Below are 17,614 nucleotides of genomic sequence, written 5' to 3' on the forward strand. Positions count from 1 at the left end.
GTCACACGCCTTCGAGGAGAGCCGGGTCGTGGGCGTCGAAGGTGCGGCCGGTGGTGAGTTCCTTGGTGTAGAGCTCCTCGCCGAGGGCTTCCCGTACGGCGGCGGAGATGCGGTCGACGTCGCCGCTCTCCGTACGGGGCAGGGGTCGGCCGACGGATGCGCGGGCGGCGGTGGCGGCGCCGAGGAGGCGGGCGGCGTGGGTGTGGTGGCCCGTCAGCGCGTAGGTGCCCGCGAGTCCTTCGAGGGCGAGGGCGAGGGCGCGGGGGTCGCCGGTCTCGCGGGCGGCGGCGTAGCCGGCGAGGTGGTGGGCGCGGGCCGTGTCGGCGTCGCCGCGCTGTTCGGCGATGAAGCCGAGCTCGGCCATGACGAGGGCGGTGCCGAGGTCTCCGTAGACCGCGCGGAGCCAGTCGAGCCATTTGGTGAGGTGGGCCTCGGCGTCGTCCAGGCGGCCCTCGCGGCGGGCGACGAGGGCGAGGCCGGTCTCGGCGAACTGTTCGCCGCGCTTGTGGGCCTGCTCGGCGGCGAGGCGCAGGCCGTGCTCGTGGAAGCGGCGGGCCTCGGCGTGGTCGCCGGTGAGCAGCGCGATGCGGCCGAGGCCGGACCATTTGTAGGAGGCGTCGGTCCACAGGCCGAGCTCCTCGGCCATGCGCAGGCCGTCGCGGTGCATGCGGGTGGCCTCGTCGTAGTCCTCGTGGATCTCGGCGAGCTGGGCGAGCAGGTCGCCGGCCCTCAACTGGCCCCAGCGGTCGCCCAGTTCGCGGAAGAGGCCGAGGCTGACGCCGGCGTCTCGGGAGGCGGCGGGGAAGTCGCCGCGGATGAGGGCGTGTCCGGCGCGGACGGTGAGGGCGGCCGCGCGGCCCCACGGGTCGCCGAGTTCCTCGAAGGCGGCGAGCGCGGTGGTGGCCCGGTCCTGGTTGGAGGCGAGGTCGCCGGAGCCGTACAGGGTGAAGGAGAGCAGCCACAGGGCGTGGGCCCGGTCGCAGGGGTCGGCGATGTGGTCGATGAGGGGGAAGGCGGCGGCGGCACGGGCGGGGCCCTCGGCGTCGCCGGAGTGCAGGGCGAGGGCCGCGCGGCGCACGGTGGCGTCGGCGTGGTGGGCACGGCAGACGGCGGTGTCGTCGGCGGGGACGGAGAGGGCCTGGTCGAAGGAGCGCAGTGCCTCGCCGAGCCGCCCGCGCAGGAACCAGTACCAGGACTGGGCGATGACCAGGCGCAGGGCGTCGTCGGCGGCGCCGGTGCGGACGCAGGTCTCCAGGGCGGCGCGGAGGTTGCCCGCCTCGGTGTCGAGGCGTTCGAGCCAGGTGCGCTGATCGCGTCCGCGCAGGTGCGGGGCGGCGGTCTCGGCGAGCGCCAGGTGGTGGCGGGCGTGCCGGCGGCGTACCTCCGTGGTCTCACCGGCGTCGTCGAGGCGTTCGAGGCCGTAGGCGGCCACCGATTCGAGGAGCCGGTAGCGCACACCGGCCGGGGTGTCGGCGGCGACGACGAGGGACCGGTCGACCAGGCGGGCGAGGAGGTCGAGGACCTCGGCGGCGGGAAGGGCGTCGTCGGCGCAGACCGCTTCGGCGGCGTCCAGGGTGCAGCCGTCGGCGTGGACGGCGAGGCGGCGCAGGACGGTCTGCTCGGCGGGGGTGAGGAGTTCCCAGCTCCAGTCGATGACCGCGCGGAGGGTGCGCTGGCGGGCGGGGGCGTCGCGGCGGCCGGCGGCGAGCACGCGGAAGCGGTCGTCGAGGCGGGCGGCCAGTTCGCGGGCGCCGAGGGTACGGACGCGGGTGGCGGCCAGTTCGAGGGCGAGCGGGATGCCGTCGAGGCGGCGGCAGACGGCGGCGACGGCCTCGGCGTTGTCGGCGGTGAGGGCGAAGCCGGGGTCGGCGGCCTGGGCGCGGGCGACGAACAGCTGGACGGCCTCGGCGCGGCCGAGGTGGTCGGGGCCGGTGGCGGTGGTGTCGGGCAGGGCGAGCGGGCCGACGGGCCGGAGGATCTCGCCGGTGATGCCGAGGGGTTCCTGGCTGGTGGCGAGGACCCGCAGGTGGGGGGCGCGGGCGAGGAGGGTGCCGGTGAGTTCGGCGACGGTGTCCACGACGTGCTCGCAGTTGTCGAGGAGCAGCAGGGCGCGTTTGGCGTGGAGGGCGGTGGCGAGCCGTTCGGCCGGGGTGTCGGGGCGGTCGTCGGCGCCGTCCGGGGTGGTGTCGTCGCGCATGCCGAGGGCGGCGGCGACGACGTGGGCGGTGGCGGACACGTCACCGGAGGTGTCGGGGCGGGCGGCCGGGCCGGTGAGTTCGACGAGCCACGCGCCGTCCGGGAAGGCGTCGGCCGCCTGGGCGGCCGCCTCGAGGGCGAGGCGGGTCTTGCCGACGCCGCCGGGCCCGGTGAGGGTGACGAGCCGGCCGCGGGGGCCGGTGGTGTCGGTGAGGAGCGTCCGCAGGGCCGTCAGGTCGTCGGTGCGGCCGACGAGTTCGGTGAGGGGGACGGGCAGGTTGCCGCGCTGCCGCGGGGCGCCGGACGCGGGGGCGGCGGCCCCGGCCGGGGCGGCGGTGGTCGCGGGGGCGTCGAGGGACGGGTCCTGCTGGAGGATCGCCTGGTGGAGGGCGGTGAGTTCGGCGCCCGGGTCGAGGCCGAGCTCGTCGCGCAGGCGGGCGCGGAGGCGGGCGTAGCCGTCGAGGGCGTCGTTCTGGCGGCCGGCGCGGTAGAGGGCCCGCAGGTGAATGGCGTGGAGTCGTTCGCGCAGCGGGTGGGCGGCGACCAGGCCGGCGAGTTCGTCGGCGAGCAGGTGGTGTTCGCCGAGGGCCAGGCGGGCGGCGGCCTGCTCCTCCAGGGCGGAGACGCGCTGTTCCTCGAGGTGCTGCACGGCCCGGCGGGCGAAGGCCTCGTTCTCGAACTCGGTGTAGGCGGGGCCGCGCCACAGGGCGAGGGCGTCGGTGAGCAGCGCGACCTTGGCGTGGAGGTCGGTGGTGGCGCGGGCCTGGGCCGTCAGGTCGGCGAAGCGGCCGGCGTCGATGGTGTCGGGGGTGACGTCCAGGAGGTAGCCGGGGGCGCGGGAGACGACGAGGGCCCGTCCGCCGGGCTCCGCCTCCTCCAGGGTGCGGCGCAGTTGCCAGACCTTGGTCTGGAGGGCTGCCGCGGGTTTACCGGGGAGATCCTCGCCCCACATGTCGTCGAGGAGCCGGTCCGTGGAGACGGGCCGGCCGGCGTGTATGAGGAGGTCGGCGAGGAGGGCGCGGACCTTGGGTTCCCCCAGGGGGACCGGTCTGCCGTCCGTGGTCCACACCTCAAGAAGACCCAGTACCCGGAAGCGCATGGCCGCACAGTAGCCCAGCCGCGGGGCGGCGGGGGGCGGTGGACGTGCGGGGCCGTGAGGACGCCGTGAGCGGCGGTACGGGGGCGGGGGCGGCCGCCGGGCGGGGTACGGCGCGGGCCCGTGCCGGGGCGGGGCGGCCTGGTCGTACGGGAGCGGGAGTGGTACGGGGCGGGCCGCGGGTGCCGGGAGGCGCGGGAACACCGGGCCGCAGCGCGCAAACACCGGGCGGGAGCGGCCGTGAGAGGCCGTGAGAGCCCGTGAGCGCGCGAGGTGACGTTCGGGAGCCGGGCGTGAGGGTGCCGAGAGAAGCAGGGGCCAGGGTGTTCGTAAAGCCGTCGTAAGGAAGCGGACGGCGGCCAGGCACGCAGCGACTCCTGAACGCCCGAGACCCCCGCAAAGGTTCCGGACCGCCGGAGACCCAGAGATCAGGAATCGAGGAATCGAGGACCCCATGTCTCGCGAATCCCGTAACAACCGAACGAGCCAGGCCACGGACGTCGGGTCGCAGGGCCTGGCGGACCGTACCGGCTCGGCCCCCGACCCGCGCCGCTGGCTGGCGCTCACCCTGCTGGTCGCCTCGTTCTTCATGGTGATCGTCGACTCGCAGATCGTCATGCTCGCGCTGCCTGCCATCGAGACGGAGCTCGGCTTCGCGGCCGGCGGCATCCAGTGGGTGATGAGCGCCTACCTGCTGAGCTTCGGCGGTCTGCTGATGTTCGGCGGGCGCACCGCCGACCTGCTCGGCGGGCGCAGGATGTTCCTCTTCGGCACGGCCCTGTTCGGTGTCGCCTCGGTGCTGTGCGGTCTGGCGTGGACCGACGAGGTGCTCATCACCGCCCGTGTCATCCAGGGTGTGGCCGCCGCCGTCATGACGCCGACCGCCATGGCCGTCCTCATGCACACCTTCGCCGAGGGCCCGGAGCGCAACAAGGCGCTGGGCATCTGGACCGGCATCGGCGCCTTCGGTGCCACCGCCGCCCTCCTCATCGGTGGCCCGATCACCGACGGCCTGGGCTGGGAGTGGATCTTCTACATCAACGTCCCGGTCGTCGCCGCGGTCCTCATCTTCGGCCCGCGTCTGCTGAAGGAGACCCCGGTCCGTGCCGGCCGCCGCCGCTTCGACCCGGCCGGCGCCATCACCATCACCGCCGCCATCGCCCTCCTGGTGTACGCGGTCTCCGAGGCCCCGATCGTCGGCTGGGGCAGCGGTCAGACCGTCTGGATGCTGATCGCCGCCGCCGTGCTGCTGGTCGTCTTCACCGTCATCGAGAGCAAGTCGCAGGCCCCGCTGATCCCGCTGCGCATCTTCCGCTCCCCCACGGTCGTCGGCGGCAACATCCTGATGATCATCGTCGCCATGGCGGTCTACGGCGGTGCGCTCATCACCTCGCTCTACGCCCAGCAGGTGCTCGGCTACAGCGCCGTCAAGTTCGGTCTGAGCACCGCGATCTACGCCCTGATGTCGATCATCGGCGCGAACGTCAGCGCCCGGCTCGTCGCGAAGGTCGGCTACAAGCCGATCGCCATCGTCGGTATGACGCTGCTCTCCGTCGGTCTGCTCCTGCTCACCCAGATCGACCCGAACGGCGGCTACTGGAGCGACCTGTTCTTCGGCCTGGTCATCTTCGGCTCCGGTATCGGCTCCACGAACGTGGCCGCGTCGATCGCCTCGCTGACGGGTGCCAAGCCGGAGGAGTCCGGTCTGGTCTCCGGCATCAACAACGCGGTCTTCCAGATCGGCGCCGCGCTCGGCATCGCCATCGCCTCCTCGGTGGCCTTCGCCTACACCACCGGCACGGACGCCGCCGGCCTCAACGACGGCTTCCAGGCCGGGTTCCTGGCCACCGCCATCTTCGCGATGGTCGGCCTGGTCACCGCGCTGCTCCTGCTGCTGAGCCGCAAGCCGGCCCAGCCGCCGGTCGCCGCCGGTGACGGCGCCTCCGCCGAGGCGCAGAAGGTGCACGTGCCGGCCGGTCACTGAGCCCGGCGGGCTTGGTCACCGCACCGCCACGCACCACCGGTCCGTGTCCGTCACGCACCACCGCACAGGGGTAGCCCGAGCTCCATCCGGGCTACCCCTGCGCCGTTCCCCGGCCCGTCCGCTCCCCCCGTCAGGAGGACCGCATGCCGTCGGTCGTACGCCTCCCCGCCCATCGCAGCCCGGCCGGGAACCGGGCCGGAACCCAGGACCGGGCCGGAACCGGCCACCGGGACAGAGCCGGGAGACGGGCCAAAACGGAGGGGCGGACCCGCTGGTGGGCCCTGCTCGTGGTGCTCGCCGCGGTGTTCATGACGACGCTCGACTTCTTCATCGTCAACGCGGTGGCGCCGGCGACCCGCCGCGACCTGGACGCGGGACGGACCGCCCTGCAGGCGGTGCTCGTCGGGTACGGCCTCGCGTACGCCATCGGCCTCATCACCGCCGGGCGGCTCGGCGACCTGTACGGGCCGCGGCGGGTGTTCGTCGTGGGGCTCGCGCTGTTCACCGGCGCGTCGGCGGCGTGCGGGCTGGCGACGGGGCCGGGGTTCCTCGTGGCGGCGCGGATCGCGCAGGGGCTCGCCGCCGCGCTGATGGCACCTCAGGTCCTCGCGCTGATCGGCCGCATGTTCCCCGGCGCCGACCGGGCGCGGGCCTTCGCCTGGTACGGGGCGACCGTGGGCGTCGCCGGGACCGGCGGACAGGCCGTCGGCGGGCTGCTGCTGGCGGCGGACCTGGGCGGGCTCGGGTGGCGGGCCTGTTTCCTCATCAACGTGCCGCTGGGGGTGCTCGCGCTGGCGATGGTGCGGCTGCTGCCGGCGGACGGGGCGGGTTCCGGGACCGGGGCGCGGGGGCTCGACCCGTTCGGGGCGGTGCTGTCCGCCACCGGGCTCGTGGCGCTGGTGCTGCCGCTGGTCGTCGGCCGCGAGTCCGGGTGGCCGGCCTGGACGTGGGTGAGCCTCGGCCTGTCCCTGCCGCTGCTCGCGGGGTTCGCCGCGCACCAGCGGCGCCGGATCGCGGCGGGCCGCAGCCCGCTGCTGGACCCGGTGGTCTTCCGGGACCCCGGTTTCAGCCGGGGCGTGGTGTGCGTGGCCCTGCTGTTCGGGGGGTCGGCGGGGCTGACGTTCGTGCTGTCCCTCTTCCTCCAGGAGGGCCGGGGCATGTCACCGGTGACGGCGGGCGTGGTCGGCGTCGCGCTCAACGCCTCCTTCTTCGCCGCCTCCATGCAGACGGGCCGGCTCACCGGCCGGCTCGGCAACCGGATCGCCGTCCTCGGCGGCACGGTCCTCGCGGCGGGCTTCGCGCTGATCGGCTGGTCCGCCTCCTCCGTCGCCGCCACCGGGCTGCCCGTGGGGCTGATCGGCGGACTCGCCGTGACCGGGGCCGGCATGGGGCTGCTCATGGCCCCGCTGACGGCCGCCGCGCTGGCGGGCGTACGGGCGCGCCTGACCGGCATGGCGGCCGGTGTCCTCGGCACGGCGCAGGAGACGGCGGGCGTCCTCGGCATCGCCCTCACCGGGCTCGTCTTCTTCCACCGCCTCTCCCCCGGCGGCGCCGCCGCCCCGGGGTCGGGCGCGCCCGACTGGCTGGACGCGTTCCGCACGGTGATGACCGTCCTGGCCGTCGCCGCCCTCGCGATAGCCGCGATCACCGCCGCCGCGACCCGCCGCCGGCCGGTCCCGTACGCCGTGCCGGCGGGCACCCCGGACCCGTCCCCCGCGGCCTCGCCCGGCGGTACGGGGCCGGGGACCGCGCCCCCTCTCGTACCGGCCGCCACGGCCGCTCCGCCCGGCGGCGGTACGGAGCCGGAAGTCCCGGCCCGTGCCGTACCGGCCGCCACGGGCGCGCCGTCCGGGGACGGTACGGACCCGCAGGCGCCGCGCCGGCCCGTACCGGCCGTCGCGGGGCCTCCGTCGTCCGGACCGGTCAGACGACGCCCTGGGCGAGCATCGCGTCGGCGACGCGTTCGAATCCGGCGATATTGGCGCCCACGACGTAGTCTCCGGGGGCCCCGTAGCGTTCCGCGGTCGTACGGACGGTCTCGTGGATATCGCGCATGATGCCGGCGAGCCGGGTCTCGACCTGGTCGAAGGTCCAGGACTCGCGGGCGGCGTTCTGCCGCATCTCCAGGGCGCTGGTCGCCACGCCGCCCGCGTTGGCGGCCTTGCCCGGGCCGAAGAGGACGCCGGCCTCGCGCAGGACGCGGACGGCCTCGGGGGTGGTGGGCATGTTGGCGCCCTCGGAGACCGCCTTGACGCCGTTGCGGACCAGGGTGCGCGCGGCGTCGGCGTCCAGTTCGTTCTGGGTGGCCGAGGGGAGGGCGACGTCGGCGGGGACGTCCCAGACGCTGCCGCCGGCCACGTAGCGGGCCGAGGCCCCCCGGCGCTCGGCGTAGTCGCTGACGCGGCCGCGCTCGTGCTCCTTGATCTCCTTGAGGAGGGCGAGGTCGATGCCCTTCTCGTCGACGACGTAGCCGCCGGAGTCGGAGGCGGTGAGCACGTGCGCGCCGAGCGCCTGCGCCTTCTCGATGGAGTAGAGGGCGACGTTGCCGGAGCCGGAGACGGTGACCTGACGGCCCTCCAGGTCCTCGCCCCGGGTCCGCAGCATCTCCCGGGCGAAGAGGACGTTGCCGTATCCGGTGGCCTCGGCGCGGACGAGGGAGCCGCCCCAGCCGATGCCCTTGCCGGTGAGGACGCCGGCCTCCCAGCGGTTGGTGATGCGCCGGTACTGGCCGAAGAGGTAGCCGATCTCGCGGCCGCCGACGCCGATGTCACCGGCGGGGACGTCGGTGTGCTCGCCGAGGTGGCGGTGCAGTTCGGTCATGAAGGACTGGCAGAAGCGCATGACCTCGGCGTCGGAGCGGCCCCGCGGGTCGAAGTCGCTGCCGCCCTTGCCGCCGCCGATGCCCAGGCCGGTGAGGGCGTTCTTGAAGATCTGCTCGAAGCCGAGGAACTTCACGGTGCCGAGGCCGACCGTCGGGTGGAAGCGCAGGCCGCCCTTGTAGGGGCCGAGCGCGCTGTTGAACTCGACGCGGAAGCCGCGGTTGACGTGGACGCGGCCGGCGTCGTCCTGCCACGGCACGCGGAAGATCAGCTGCCGCTCGGGCTCCACGAGCCGCTCCAGGACGCGGGCCTCCAGAAGTTCGGGGCGCGCGGTGAGCACCGGTTCCAGGGACTCCAGGACCTCGCCGAGCGCCTGGTGGAACTCGGGTTCGCCGGGGTTGCGCCGCAGGACCTCCGCGTGCAGGGGGCGGAGCAGGGCGGGCATGTCCCGGTGAACGGGCTGGGTGGGGAGCGCGGTCATCTGGTTCTTTCCTGTTCGGTGGGACGGTGCGGGTCCCTGGGCGGTGCGATGTGCCTCCGTACCCCGTGCACCCCCGAAGAGGGACCTGGTACGGACGGTACAAGGGCCGTGCCGGGCGGCCCCCGCCGGGTCAGCCGGCGATGGCGACGGCCGGGAACGGGGGCAGCGGCGGGAGGTCGCTGCGGTCCCGGGCGGGCCGGCGGCGCGGCGAGAGGGTGAGGTCGGGGCCGGCCGCGTTGAGGATCTCGGTCTGGAGGCGGCGCAGGTCGGGCGAGGGGGCGAGGCCGAGTTCGCTCTTGAGGAGGCGGTAGAGGTTCCCGTACGCCTCCAGGGCCTCGCCGCGGCGCCCGGCCCGGTGCAGGGCGGAGATGAGCTGGCCGTGGAACCACTCGTGAAGGGGGTAGTCGTTGACCAGCGTCCGCAGCTCGGGCAGGAGCTCCCGGTAGCGGCCGAAGTGGTTCTCGACCTCGACGTGGAGTTCGAGGGCGCGTATGCGCAGCTCCTCGACCCGGGCGATCCAGCCGGCGAGGGTGGAGCCGACGGCGACGTCGCTGAGCACGGGTCCGCGCCACAGGGCGAGGGCGCGGCCGAGGAAGTCGGCGGCGCGGCCGGGGGTGCCCTCGGCGAACTCCCACTGGGCGCGCTTGATGAAGCTCTCGAAGCTCATGACGTCGACCTCGTCGTCGTTCACCTGGAGCAGGTAGCCCGGCGCCCGGGTGAGCAGCAGGTCGCGGCCGGGAGAGGTGACCGCCTCCTCCGTGAACAGGCGGCGGGCCTGCGAGACGTGGGTGTGGACGATCTTCAGGGCGCTCGGCGGGGCGTCGTCGGCCCACAGTTCCTGGACGAGGGCGTCGATGGAGACGGTCTCGCGGGGCTGGAGCGCGAGCAGCGCGAGCATCTGACGGATTCTCGGCGCGCTGGGAGCGAGCTCTCGGCCGTCGTCGGTGGTGATCTCGAACGGGCCGATGAGATTGAACTGCACTGCACACGCTCCTGTTCAGTCGTCGGCGTCCGCTTCGCACATGCCTCGGCGTGGACTGCACACGGTAGCCACGAACCCCGGGAGGGCCGCGGCCCCCGGCGGAGAGAGTGTCAATTGGCCCGCGCTCCGCCCGCGGCGGCGCGAACCGGCTTGCTCTGTACGCCGGTTGGCCGATTACCACCGCATGACCGGAAGGTTGAACCCCCCCTCGTAGCCTCCTCGGCAGAGCACGTGGACGTTGTTCGACGTCGACTCGGATCACCTTCCTGATGGAGAGGGCAGCGATGACATCCTCGGCGCTTGCGCCAGATCTTTTCGGTCACGACTATTTCCAGGATCCGTATCCTGCGTTCGCGTGGCTCCGCAAGAACGCCCCGGTGCACCAGCTCACCTTCCCGGTCGGCGATCTGCCGATGTGGATCGTGTCCCGTTACGAGGACGTGAAGGAGCTCCTGGGCGACTACCAGCGCTTCAGCAGTGACGCGACCGTCTGGGCGACCGACGACTTCAAGAAGTCGGGCCTGGTCTTCGGTTCCGGCACGGTCATCGAGCGCATCCTCTCCGTGCTCGACCCGCCGGACCACACCCGGGTCCGGAAGCTGGCGATGAGCGCCTTCACGCCGCGGCGCACCGCGCTGTGGGAGGAGCCGACACGGGAGATCGTGAGCTCCGCCCTCGACCGGCTGGAGGCGATGGAGAAGCCGGACGTCATGGAGTTCGCCAGCACCGTGCCGGCCGAGGTCATCGGCCGTGTGCTGGGCATTCCGCTGGACAAGTTCCGGCAGATCCTGCACGCCATCGAGAAGGCCCTGGTCGTCGACCCCGAGCGGATGACGGAGTCGACGCTCGCGTACCAGGAGATCGTCGACTACGGCCGCGAGATCATCGACGAGAAGCGCCGCAACCCCGGCGAGGACCTGACGTCGGTGTTCATCGCCGCCCGTGACGGCGAGGATCGCCTGAACGAGAACGAGCTCATCGCCATGGTCGCTCTGATGATCATGGTCGGTCTGGACACCACCCGGAACCTGATCGGTTCGGCGATCCTCGCGCTCATGGACCACCCGGACCAGCGCAAGCTGCTCGCCGAGCGGCCCGAGCTGGCCGACTCCGCGGTGGAGGAGTTCCTGCGGTACGACGGGGCGCTGACGGTGGCCCTGATCCGCTTCGCCACCCAGGACGTGGAGTTCGCCGGAGCGACCATCCCCAAGGGCTCCACGGTGATCGCCGCGCTGCAGTCCGCCAACCGTGACCCGGAGGTCTTCGAGAACCCGGACGCGCTGGACATCACGCGCACGGGTCCGCGTCACCTCGGTCTCGGGCACGGCCTGCACAACTGCCTGGGCGCGGCGCTGGCCCGCCTGGAGTCCCGGATCGCGATCCCGGCCTTCTTCGAGCGGTTCCCGAACGCCCGCCTCGCGGTGCCGCGCGACCAGATCACGTACGCCGAGAGCTGGCTGCTGCGGAGCGTGCTGGCGCTCCCGGTCGACCTGCACGGTTCCGGTTCCTGACCGCGCTGAGACTCGGAGGCGACCCGCGATGAAGATGAGGCTCACGATCGACCTGAAGGCCTGCGCCGGCGCGGGTACCTGCGTCGCCATGAACCCGCAGCTGTTCCGTGTGGAGGACGGCAAGGGCGTGGTGCTGCAGGACGTGCTGGAGGGCGAGGAGGCCATCCAGGCCGCCATGGACGTGGCGGAGTGCTGCCCGACGGAGGCACTGCTGCTGACTCCCGAGGCGGCCTGACGACCGCCGGGAGGGGTCTGAGGGGTCCTCTCCCGGCACACCACGAAGCTCCGGCGGGCACCATGACGGGTGCCCCCCGGAGCTTCGGTGCGTGCGGGCGGCCCGGCGGGCCGTGTCCGCGGGGTGCGCGCGTTCCGGGCTCCGTTCCTCCCGGGTTCCTCCCGGGTTCCTCCCGGGTGGTGCGCCTCCCGTGTGCGGGTGCCGGACGGCCGTTTCGGACCGCCGGTGTCCGCGGTCGTCGCAGGAGCGCGGACACCGGCGGTCCGCCGCCGGACCGCCGGACCGCCGCGCCGGGCGGTGACGACGGGGCCGTACGGCGGGGCGGCGGGGACCGCCGGCGGGGGGGTTACGCGGAGGGCTTGCGGAACTGCTCGATCATCGCGGCGTAGCTGTCGCCGCCCCGGCCGGCGGCGATCGCCCGGTCGGTGAGCTCCTTGACGAACTTCGGCAGCTCGGCGCTGGCGCCGGTCACCTCGCTCTCGTGGATCAGGTGCACCATCGTCGCCCAGTGGGTGTCGATGGTGGCGTCGTGCGCGGGGTAGCTGCCCTCGTCGATCTGGCCCGCGTAGGCGGAGACGAAGTTGGTGACCGCGCCGATCCAGTTGTTGGCGAGCGGGGCGAAGGTGGAGGCCTTGACGTTCGCGGTCTCCAGGAGCGCGGCGCCGTGCAGGAAGCTGTTGAGGACGCCCCACATGATGCCGAGCAGGGCCACGTCGTACAGCGAGGCCAGGCCGTGGTCCGCGCCGAGGTGGGTGGCGGCGCCGAGGCTCGCGAGGGTGGCCTCGTGGGCGTCGAAGACGTCCTGCGGACCGGCGTACAGCAGGGTGGCGTGCTCGGTGCCGATGACGGGCGGGATCGCCATGATGGCGCCGTCGAGGTAGGAGACGCCGCGCTCGGCCGCCCAGGCGGCGGTCTCGCGGGCGCCCTCGGAGTGACCCGAGGTGAGGTTGACGATGGTCTTGCCGCGCAGGGCGTCGCCCAGCGGGTCGAGCACGGCGTGGAAGACGTCGTAGTCGGTGACGCACACGACGATCAGGGAGGAGGCCGCGATCGCGTCGGCCGCCGAGGGGGCGAGCACGGCGCCGTTCGCGACGAGGGTCTCGGCCTTCTCCGGCGAGCGGTTCCACACCGTGGTGGGGATCTCGGCCTTCAGGAAGGCGCCGGCCAGCGCCTGGCCCATGAGGCCGAGGCCGAGGACCGAGACCGGTGCGGGTGCAGTGGAGTTCATGACGAGGCACACTTTCTCTTTGACGCGCACAGCGTGAATGCACGGCATCGGTGTGCCGTGCATCCATGCGTACGAGGCTAGGGGTGTGCCTCTCACCGGCCCCTCACCGGCCGGTAACTCCTGGGCGGGCGGGGCGCGGTGGCCCCTGATGGCCCCCCGGCCGCCGGCCGGGGGGCCGTGGGTCAGACGTTCGCGGCGATGTGCTGCGCGGCGCGCTTGCCGGACTCGATCGCTCCGTCGATGTAGCCGCTCCAGCCGTTGGCGATGTCACCGCTGGCGAAGGCGAGCCGGCCCGAGGGCTGGGTGACCGCCGGGTAGAGGGAGGTCAGCTGGCCCGGCTTGCGGAAGGCCCAGCCGCCGCCGGCGAACTCGTCGCTGCCCCAGCGGTGCGCCTTGATGCTGACGATGTCGAGGTTGGCGCCGAGCTGCTGGATGGCCGAACGGACCTGGGTCACGTTGTTCGGGTCCAGGGTCGGGTCGGTGCTGAAGGCGATGAACAGGTTGCCCTCGGCGGTCGGCTTGTCCGGGATCACCATGGTGATCGGGGAGCCGCCCTCCTTGCCCTGGGCGTAGAACCGGCCCTGGGGGCTGCGGGCGTTGATCCACAGCTTGGTGCCGGTCTTGACGGCGATGCCCTGGGTGGTGGCGGTCGTCTGCGCGGCGGGAAGCGCCGGGGAGAACTTGATGTTCTTCCAGACGTTGACCGGCACCGCGAGGATGACACCGCGCGCGTGGTAGCTGCGGCCGGTCCGCGTGGTGACGTAGTAGTAGCCGCTGCTGCCCTGCGTGATCTGGGAGACGGGCGCGTTCAGCCGCAGGGTGGGCTGGGCCTCCTTCAGCATGGCGTTGATCAGGGCCGCCGTGCCGCCGGCTATGCGGTAGCGCATGGTGTTGTTCCAGCCGGTGTTGTTGTGGCCGGACAGGGCCCACCAGTGGGCGAGCATGGTCAGCGCGCCGGTGGAGCTGGAGCCGCCCGAGTACACCGCGGTCTGGCCGTTGACCAGCAGCTCCTCCTCCGGCGTGAGCGCCATCTGGTTGAGCCGGTCACGCAGGGACAGCTTGTCCTTGGCGGTGATCAGGTCCGAGCGGTAGAGGGGCTCGAAGGGCCGCTCGAAGTACTGCGTGGAGCCCTCGAAGATCCGCTCGTAGGTGAGACCGAGCTGGCCGAAGCCCTGGGCGGGGGTGAACTCCTGCGGGCCGGTCGGCGTCGGCAGGAAGGTGCGCTCCGGCGCGGCGTCCTCGACGAGGCCGATGCCGTAACGATTCAGCTCGGCACCGACGTGCGGCTGGGAGGCCGGGTCGACCCAGGTGCCGCCCATCTCGACGGCGTGGCCGGCGAAGGTGTCGGTCCAGGTGCGGCCGCCGATGCGGCTGCGGGCCTCGAGGAGCATGACGCGCAGACCCTGCCGGGCCAGGTCACGTGCGGCGGTGACGCCCGCGTAGCCGGCGCCCACGATGATCGCGTCGTAGGTGACGGTCTCTTCCGTGCCGTCTTCCGCGTGGGCCAGGCCGCCGGAGACCGCGGCCGACAGGGCGGAGGCCGCGGTGATCGCGGCACCGGCCCGCAGGATGCTGCGGCGGGAGGGGCGGCGGACCTGCGGCTCCGTGGCGTCCGCGGCCGTTCTGATCTTCTCGGAGTTCACCGTTGTCTTTCCGTCTCTGCCGTAGGGAAGTGGCTCTGCGGGTGGGGGTGGGACCCGGGGCGCGGTGGGGTCGCGGCGCGCGGGCCCGGACGTGTGGGGGGTGAAGCGCGGGGTGCGCGAAACACCCGTGGTGCGTTTGGTGCGCGTCATGCGGGTGATACGTGGCCGCGTGAGGCACGGCGCCTGGTGGGGCGCCCGGTGCGTGACGCGTGGGCCGGCGGGCGGTGCGCCGGGTGGGGCGGGACGCGGGTCCTGGGTGCGCGTCCGTGGTGCGCGGGGGTGGTGCCGGCGGGCCGTACGCGAGCGTGTGCGACGGACGCGTACGGCGCGGGCACGGGTGACCGGAGGCGCCGCGGGCTCGGCGGCGCCGGTGTTCCGGGCTTCGGTGGCCGCGGCCGGTCGGGCCGGCGGCCGGGTTCGGTGGGGCCGGAGCCGCCGCCGGCGCGCTCCCCGGGGCGCGGAGGCCTCCGGGGTGCGCGGGCCCGGCGGTGGCGCGGCCCGGGTCGGTCTAGAGGTAGTCGGTGTTCGGGTCGAGGCCGACCAGGACGCGGCCGTGGGCCTCCAGGCTGCCGACGGGGGTCATCAGGCCGTGCAGGTACAGGCCCTCGATGTCCCGCTTGATGCGCTGGAAGGGCGCGGTGCGGGCGATGATCGAGGCGCCGCTGATGTCGTGGAGCTCCTGGACGGCCTCCTTGGCGAGCTGCACCGCGTAGCCGAACTGGCCGCGCATGGTGGCCTTCTGCTCGACGGTCAGCTGCTCGCCGGCGTCGGCGCCGCTCTGCATCAGGCGGAGCCAGCCCGCCGCGAGGCCCTCGGCCGCGGTGATCTTGTTCGCCGCCACGGCGACCTTGATCTGGGTGTAGGGGTGCTCGCGCTGCTCGGCCCAGTGGGTGTAGGCGATGCCCTTTCCGGGCAGCCGCTGGAGGAAGACCTCGAGGGCGGCGCGGGCGAGGCCGATGTAGACGGGGACGGAGAGCGCCATCACGTAGGCGGTCAGGCCGTAGTTGCGGCCGTTCGCGCCCGTGTTGGAGCGGTCGCCGACCAGGCCCTCGATGACCTCGATGCCGTCGACGACGCGGTGCGCCGGGACGAAGAGGTCCTTGACCGAGGTGGTCGAGCTGCCGGTGCCGGCGGCGGCGGTGACGTCCCAGTCGTCGGCGACGGAGACCTCGGAGGCGGGGACGATGGCGAAGACCTCGGCGTCCTCCTGGCCGGGCCGCTTGAGCATGGCCGCGTAGATGTTCCAGTCGGCGCCCTTGATGCCCGTGTTGAAGCGCCAGGTGCCGTTGAGGAGGTAGCCGCCCTCGGTCTCCACCGCCGTGCCGGTCGGGGTGAAGCCGCCGGAGATGCGGACGGAGCCGTCGGCGAAGATCTCCTCCTGCGCCTTGTCCGGGTACTGGGTGGCGATCCAGCCGCTGGAGACCCACGCGCACGTGACCCAGCCGGTGGAGCCGCAGCCGCGGCCGATCTCGGCGACGATGGCGGCCTGCTCGGCCACCGGCAGGTCCAGCCCGCCGAACCGCTTCGGCACCGCGATGCGGAAGACGCCCGCCTTCTCCAGCAGCTCGATGTTCTCGTCCGGGATCCAGCCTCGGTTCTCGGCTTCGAGACCGTTCTCGCGCAGGCGGGGAACGAACTCCCTCACCGCCTGCAGCACGGACTCGGCTTCGTTCACGGGCGCGGCCATCGTGACTCCTCATATCTCGGCTGGAAACAACCGGATCGAGCATGCACGGGCCGAGTTCACGCGGAGTAACGCCCGGGTAATCCCGCTCCCTCGGGCCGGCCGGTTGTCGGGGAGTCGTGAAGGAGTTTCCCTGACTTTCCCGGATGTTCGGGGCAGAACGATGTGATGGTCACTCACAAGGACCCCATAACAAACCGGGTGTGTGGTTTCATTTGGCTGATGGCCCCGCCGTGCGGCTCCACGCACGCTCGGGCTTCCCTCGGCGTGCCATGACCGGAAACGGACGCCACGGTTTCGCAGGGAGTTGACCGACATGTACGCGAGCTCGACCACCGGCCCGACGTTCCACGAGACGCTGGCGGCGGTGCCCCTCGACCTGTTCGCCTCGCTGCCGCGCAGCGACCAGCGGCTCAAGGCCGAGGAGTACGTCGCGGGGCTGCTGGCCGCGGACGGGCGCAAGACCCTGCGCAACGTGGCCGGCCAGTTCGGCGGCCAGGCGGCCCGCAAGCAGAGCGTCCACCACTTCATCAGCGAGTCCTCCTGGGAGTGGGAGCCCGTCCGCCGCGGCCTCGCCCGGCACGCCCACGAACTGCTGAACCCGCTGGCCTGGGTGGTCCGCCCGACCGTCGTGCCGAAGGCGGGCGAGCACTCGGTCGGCGTGGCGGAGTACTACGTCCCGGAGCTCGGGCGGTCCGTCACGGGCCAGCAGTCCTTCGGTGCCTGGCTGGCCTCGCCGGCCGCGGGCGTGCCCGTGAACTGGCAGCTCGTGCTGCCGTCCGACTGGGTCGAGGACCCCTCCCGCCGCAGGCGGGCCCACATACCCGCGACCAGCCGGGCGTTGAGCCCGGAGGAGAACGCCGGCGACGTCGCCCTGCGGGCGGCCCGTTCGCTGCCCGGCGCCGTCCGCCCCGTGGTGCTCGACACCCCGGGGCTCGACCCGTTGCGGATGGGGCGGCGCTTCGGCCGGTCCGGGGTGCCGCTGATCCAGCGGGTGGACGGGCAGATCCGGTTACGCGTCGACCCGCTGGCCCTGCCGGGCCACGGCGGCCTGCCGCTGCCCGCCGCCCGGCTCCTCACCTCGCTGCGGCGTCTGTGGCGGCCCCACCTGCGCCCGGCCGCCGGGCGGCGCCTGTCGATGGCCGTCCCCGTCGTGCTGCCCGGGGCCCCCGACGGCGGCCGGGGCACCAGCGGGCAGCGGCTGCTGGTGGCGGAGTGGCCCGAGGGCGATCTGGCGGCCGCCCGCCTGTGGCTGGCCGACTGCGGGGTGCGGCCCGCGGACGTCCTGCGCCTGACCGCGCTCGCCGAGGTGGTGGACCGGGACGACGCCCTGGCCGCCGAGCGGGTCGGACTGCGGGACTTCGCAGGCCGCTCCTTCCAGGGCTGGCACCGGCACATCACGCTCGCCTCGGTGGCCCATCTGGCCTGCGTCCGGGCGGCACACGAGCCGGCGGCGGCGCGGCGCACGGCGTCGCGGCCCCTGCTGCTGCGGGCGGGCTGAGCCCGCGGTGACGACCACCGGCCCGTCCGGCCTCCCGGACGTCCCCGGAACGCCGGACCCCCCGCCGGCCCCCTCCGGCATGGTGGACCCGTCCGTTCCGACCGGCCTCCTCGCCCCCTCCGGACCGTCCGTTCCGCCCCGTTCGCCGGTTCCGTCCGGCCGCCCCCCGCCCGGCCCGCCGTAGCCTTCCGTCCGCCCGAGGTCCCCGGAGTTGTTGATTCCTGGGACATTCAGGGCTTCAAAACAGACCGCCT

At 73.5% G+C, this 17,614-nt stretch carries 10 protein-coding genes and 1 pseudogene; 5 read left to right on the plus strand and 6 right to left on the minus strand.

The genetic code is table 11. The features are described 5' to 3' along the window. Position 1: 1 nt before the first annotated feature. Complete coding sequence (locus ABTY40_RS26375) at positions 2 to 3,295, minus strand: AfsR/SARP family transcriptional regulator (protein WP_352061805.1); 3,294 nt, start codon at positions 3,293 to 3,295, stop codon at positions 2 to 4. Positions 3,296 to 3,746: 451 nt separating this feature from the next. Between ABTY40_RS26375 and ABTY40_RS26380 the strand changes: the two genes are divergently transcribed. Both ABTY40_RS26380 and ABTY40_RS26385 read left to right on the plus strand, forming a co-directional pair. Beyond that, positions 3,747 to 5,276: an MFS transporter gene (locus ABTY40_RS26380; protein WP_352061806.1), complete on the plus strand. Its 1,530-nt coding sequence runs from the start codon at positions 3,747 to 3,749 to the stop codon at positions 5,274 to 5,276. A 143-nt stretch (positions 5,277 to 5,419) separates the two neighbouring features. Continuing rightward, a pseudogene (locus ABTY40_RS26385) lies at positions 5,420 to 6,766 on the plus strand (MFS transporter); the annotation flags it as partial. Positions 6,767 to 7,199: 433 nt separating this feature from the next. Here the strand turns inward: ABTY40_RS26385 and gdhA are convergent. Beyond that, positions 7,200 to 8,540: an NADP-specific glutamate dehydrogenase gene (gene gdhA, locus ABTY40_RS26390; protein ID WP_352061828.1), complete on the minus strand. Its 1,341-nt coding sequence runs from the start codon at positions 8,538 to 8,540 to the stop codon at positions 7,200 to 7,202. 166 nt (positions 8,541 to 8,706) lie between these two features. Beyond that, positions 8,707 to 9,558, minus strand: coding sequence for an AfsR/SARP family transcriptional regulator (locus tag ABTY40_RS26395; RefSeq protein WP_352061807.1), 852 nt, complete (start codon positions 9,556 to 9,558; stop codon positions 8,707 to 8,709). A 377-nt stretch (positions 9,559 to 9,935) separates the two neighbouring features. Between ABTY40_RS26395 and ABTY40_RS26400 the strand changes: the two genes are divergently transcribed. Together ABTY40_RS26400 and ABTY40_RS26405 are read left to right on the plus strand one after the other, a co-directional pair. After that, on the plus strand, positions 9,936 to 11,069 hold the full coding sequence (locus ABTY40_RS26400) for a cytochrome P450 family protein (protein ID WP_352061808.1): 1,134 nt from the start codon (positions 9,936 to 9,938) through the stop codon (positions 11,067 to 11,069). 28 nt (positions 11,070 to 11,097) lie between these two features. Further along, entirely contained in the window at positions 11,098 to 11,304 is a 207-nt protein-coding gene (locus ABTY40_RS26405; RefSeq protein WP_309049581.1) for a ferredoxin, read from the plus strand. 346 nt (positions 11,305 to 11,650) lie between these two features. Here ABTY40_RS26405 and ABTY40_RS26410 read toward each other — a convergent pair whose 3' ends face one another. The 3 genes from ABTY40_RS26410 to ABTY40_RS26420 all read right to left on the minus strand — a co-directional run bounded on the left by ABTY40_RS26410 (position 11,651) and on the right by ABTY40_RS26420 (position 15,862). Continuing rightward, complete coding sequence (locus ABTY40_RS26410; protein ID WP_309049582.1) at positions 11,651 to 12,532, minus strand: NAD(P)-dependent oxidoreductase; 882 nt, start codon at positions 12,530 to 12,532, stop codon at positions 11,651 to 11,653. 182 nt (positions 12,533 to 12,714) lie between these two features. After that, entirely contained in the window at positions 12,715 to 14,175 is a 1,461-nt protein-coding gene (locus tag ABTY40_RS26415) for a flavin monoamine oxidase family protein (RefSeq protein WP_352061809.1), read from the minus strand. A 508-nt stretch (positions 14,176 to 14,683) separates the two neighbouring features. Then, complete coding sequence (locus ABTY40_RS26420) at positions 14,684 to 15,862, minus strand: acyl-CoA dehydrogenase family protein (RefSeq protein WP_352061810.1); 1,179 nt, start codon at positions 15,860 to 15,862, stop codon at positions 14,684 to 14,686. 313 nt (positions 15,863 to 16,175) lie between these two features. Between ABTY40_RS26420 and ABTY40_RS26425 the strand changes: the two genes are divergently transcribed. Next, a complete protein-coding gene (locus tag ABTY40_RS26425) occupies positions 16,176 to 17,360 on the plus strand; it encodes an IS701 family transposase (protein WP_352061811.1) in 1,185 nt (394 codons plus the stop codon). Positions 17,361 to 17,614: the final 254 nt, after the last annotated feature.

This window comes from Streptomyces sp. NPDC126503, assembly GCF_040302405.1.
GTDB classification, from domain to species: Bacteria; Actinomycetota; Actinomycetes; order Streptomycetales; family Streptomycetaceae; genus Streptomyces; species Streptomyces gulbargensis.

Excerpts from the sequence above, each read along its gene's own strand:
- ABTY40_RS26380 (WP_352061806.1), top strand. The coding sequence starts at position 3,747 with ATGTCTCGCGAATCCCGTAACAACCGAACGAGCCAGGCCACGGACGTC.
- ABTY40_RS26425 (WP_352061811.1), top strand. The coding sequence starts at position 16,176 with ATGTACGCGAGCTCGACCACCGGCCCGACGTTCCACGAGACGCTGGCG.
- ABTY40_RS26375 (WP_352061805.1), bottom strand. The coding sequence starts at position 3,295 with ATGCGCTTCCGGGTACTGGGTCTTCTTGAGGTGTGGACCACGGACGGC.
- ABTY40_RS26405 (WP_309049581.1), top strand. The coding sequence starts at position 11,098 with ATGAAGATGAGGCTCACGATCGACCTGAAGGCCTGCGCCGGCGCGGGT.
- ABTY40_RS26410 (WP_309049582.1), bottom strand. The coding sequence starts at position 12,532 with ATGAACTCCACTGCACCCGCACCGGTCTCGGTCCTCGGCCTCGGCCTC.
- ABTY40_RS26420 (WP_352061810.1), bottom strand. The coding sequence starts at position 15,862 with ATGGCCGCGCCCGTGAACGAAGCCGAGTCCGTGCTGCAGGCGGTGAGG.
- gdhA (WP_352061828.1), bottom strand. The coding sequence starts at position 8,540 with ATGCCCGCCCTGCTCCGCCCCCTGCACGCGGAGGTCCTGCGGCGCAAC.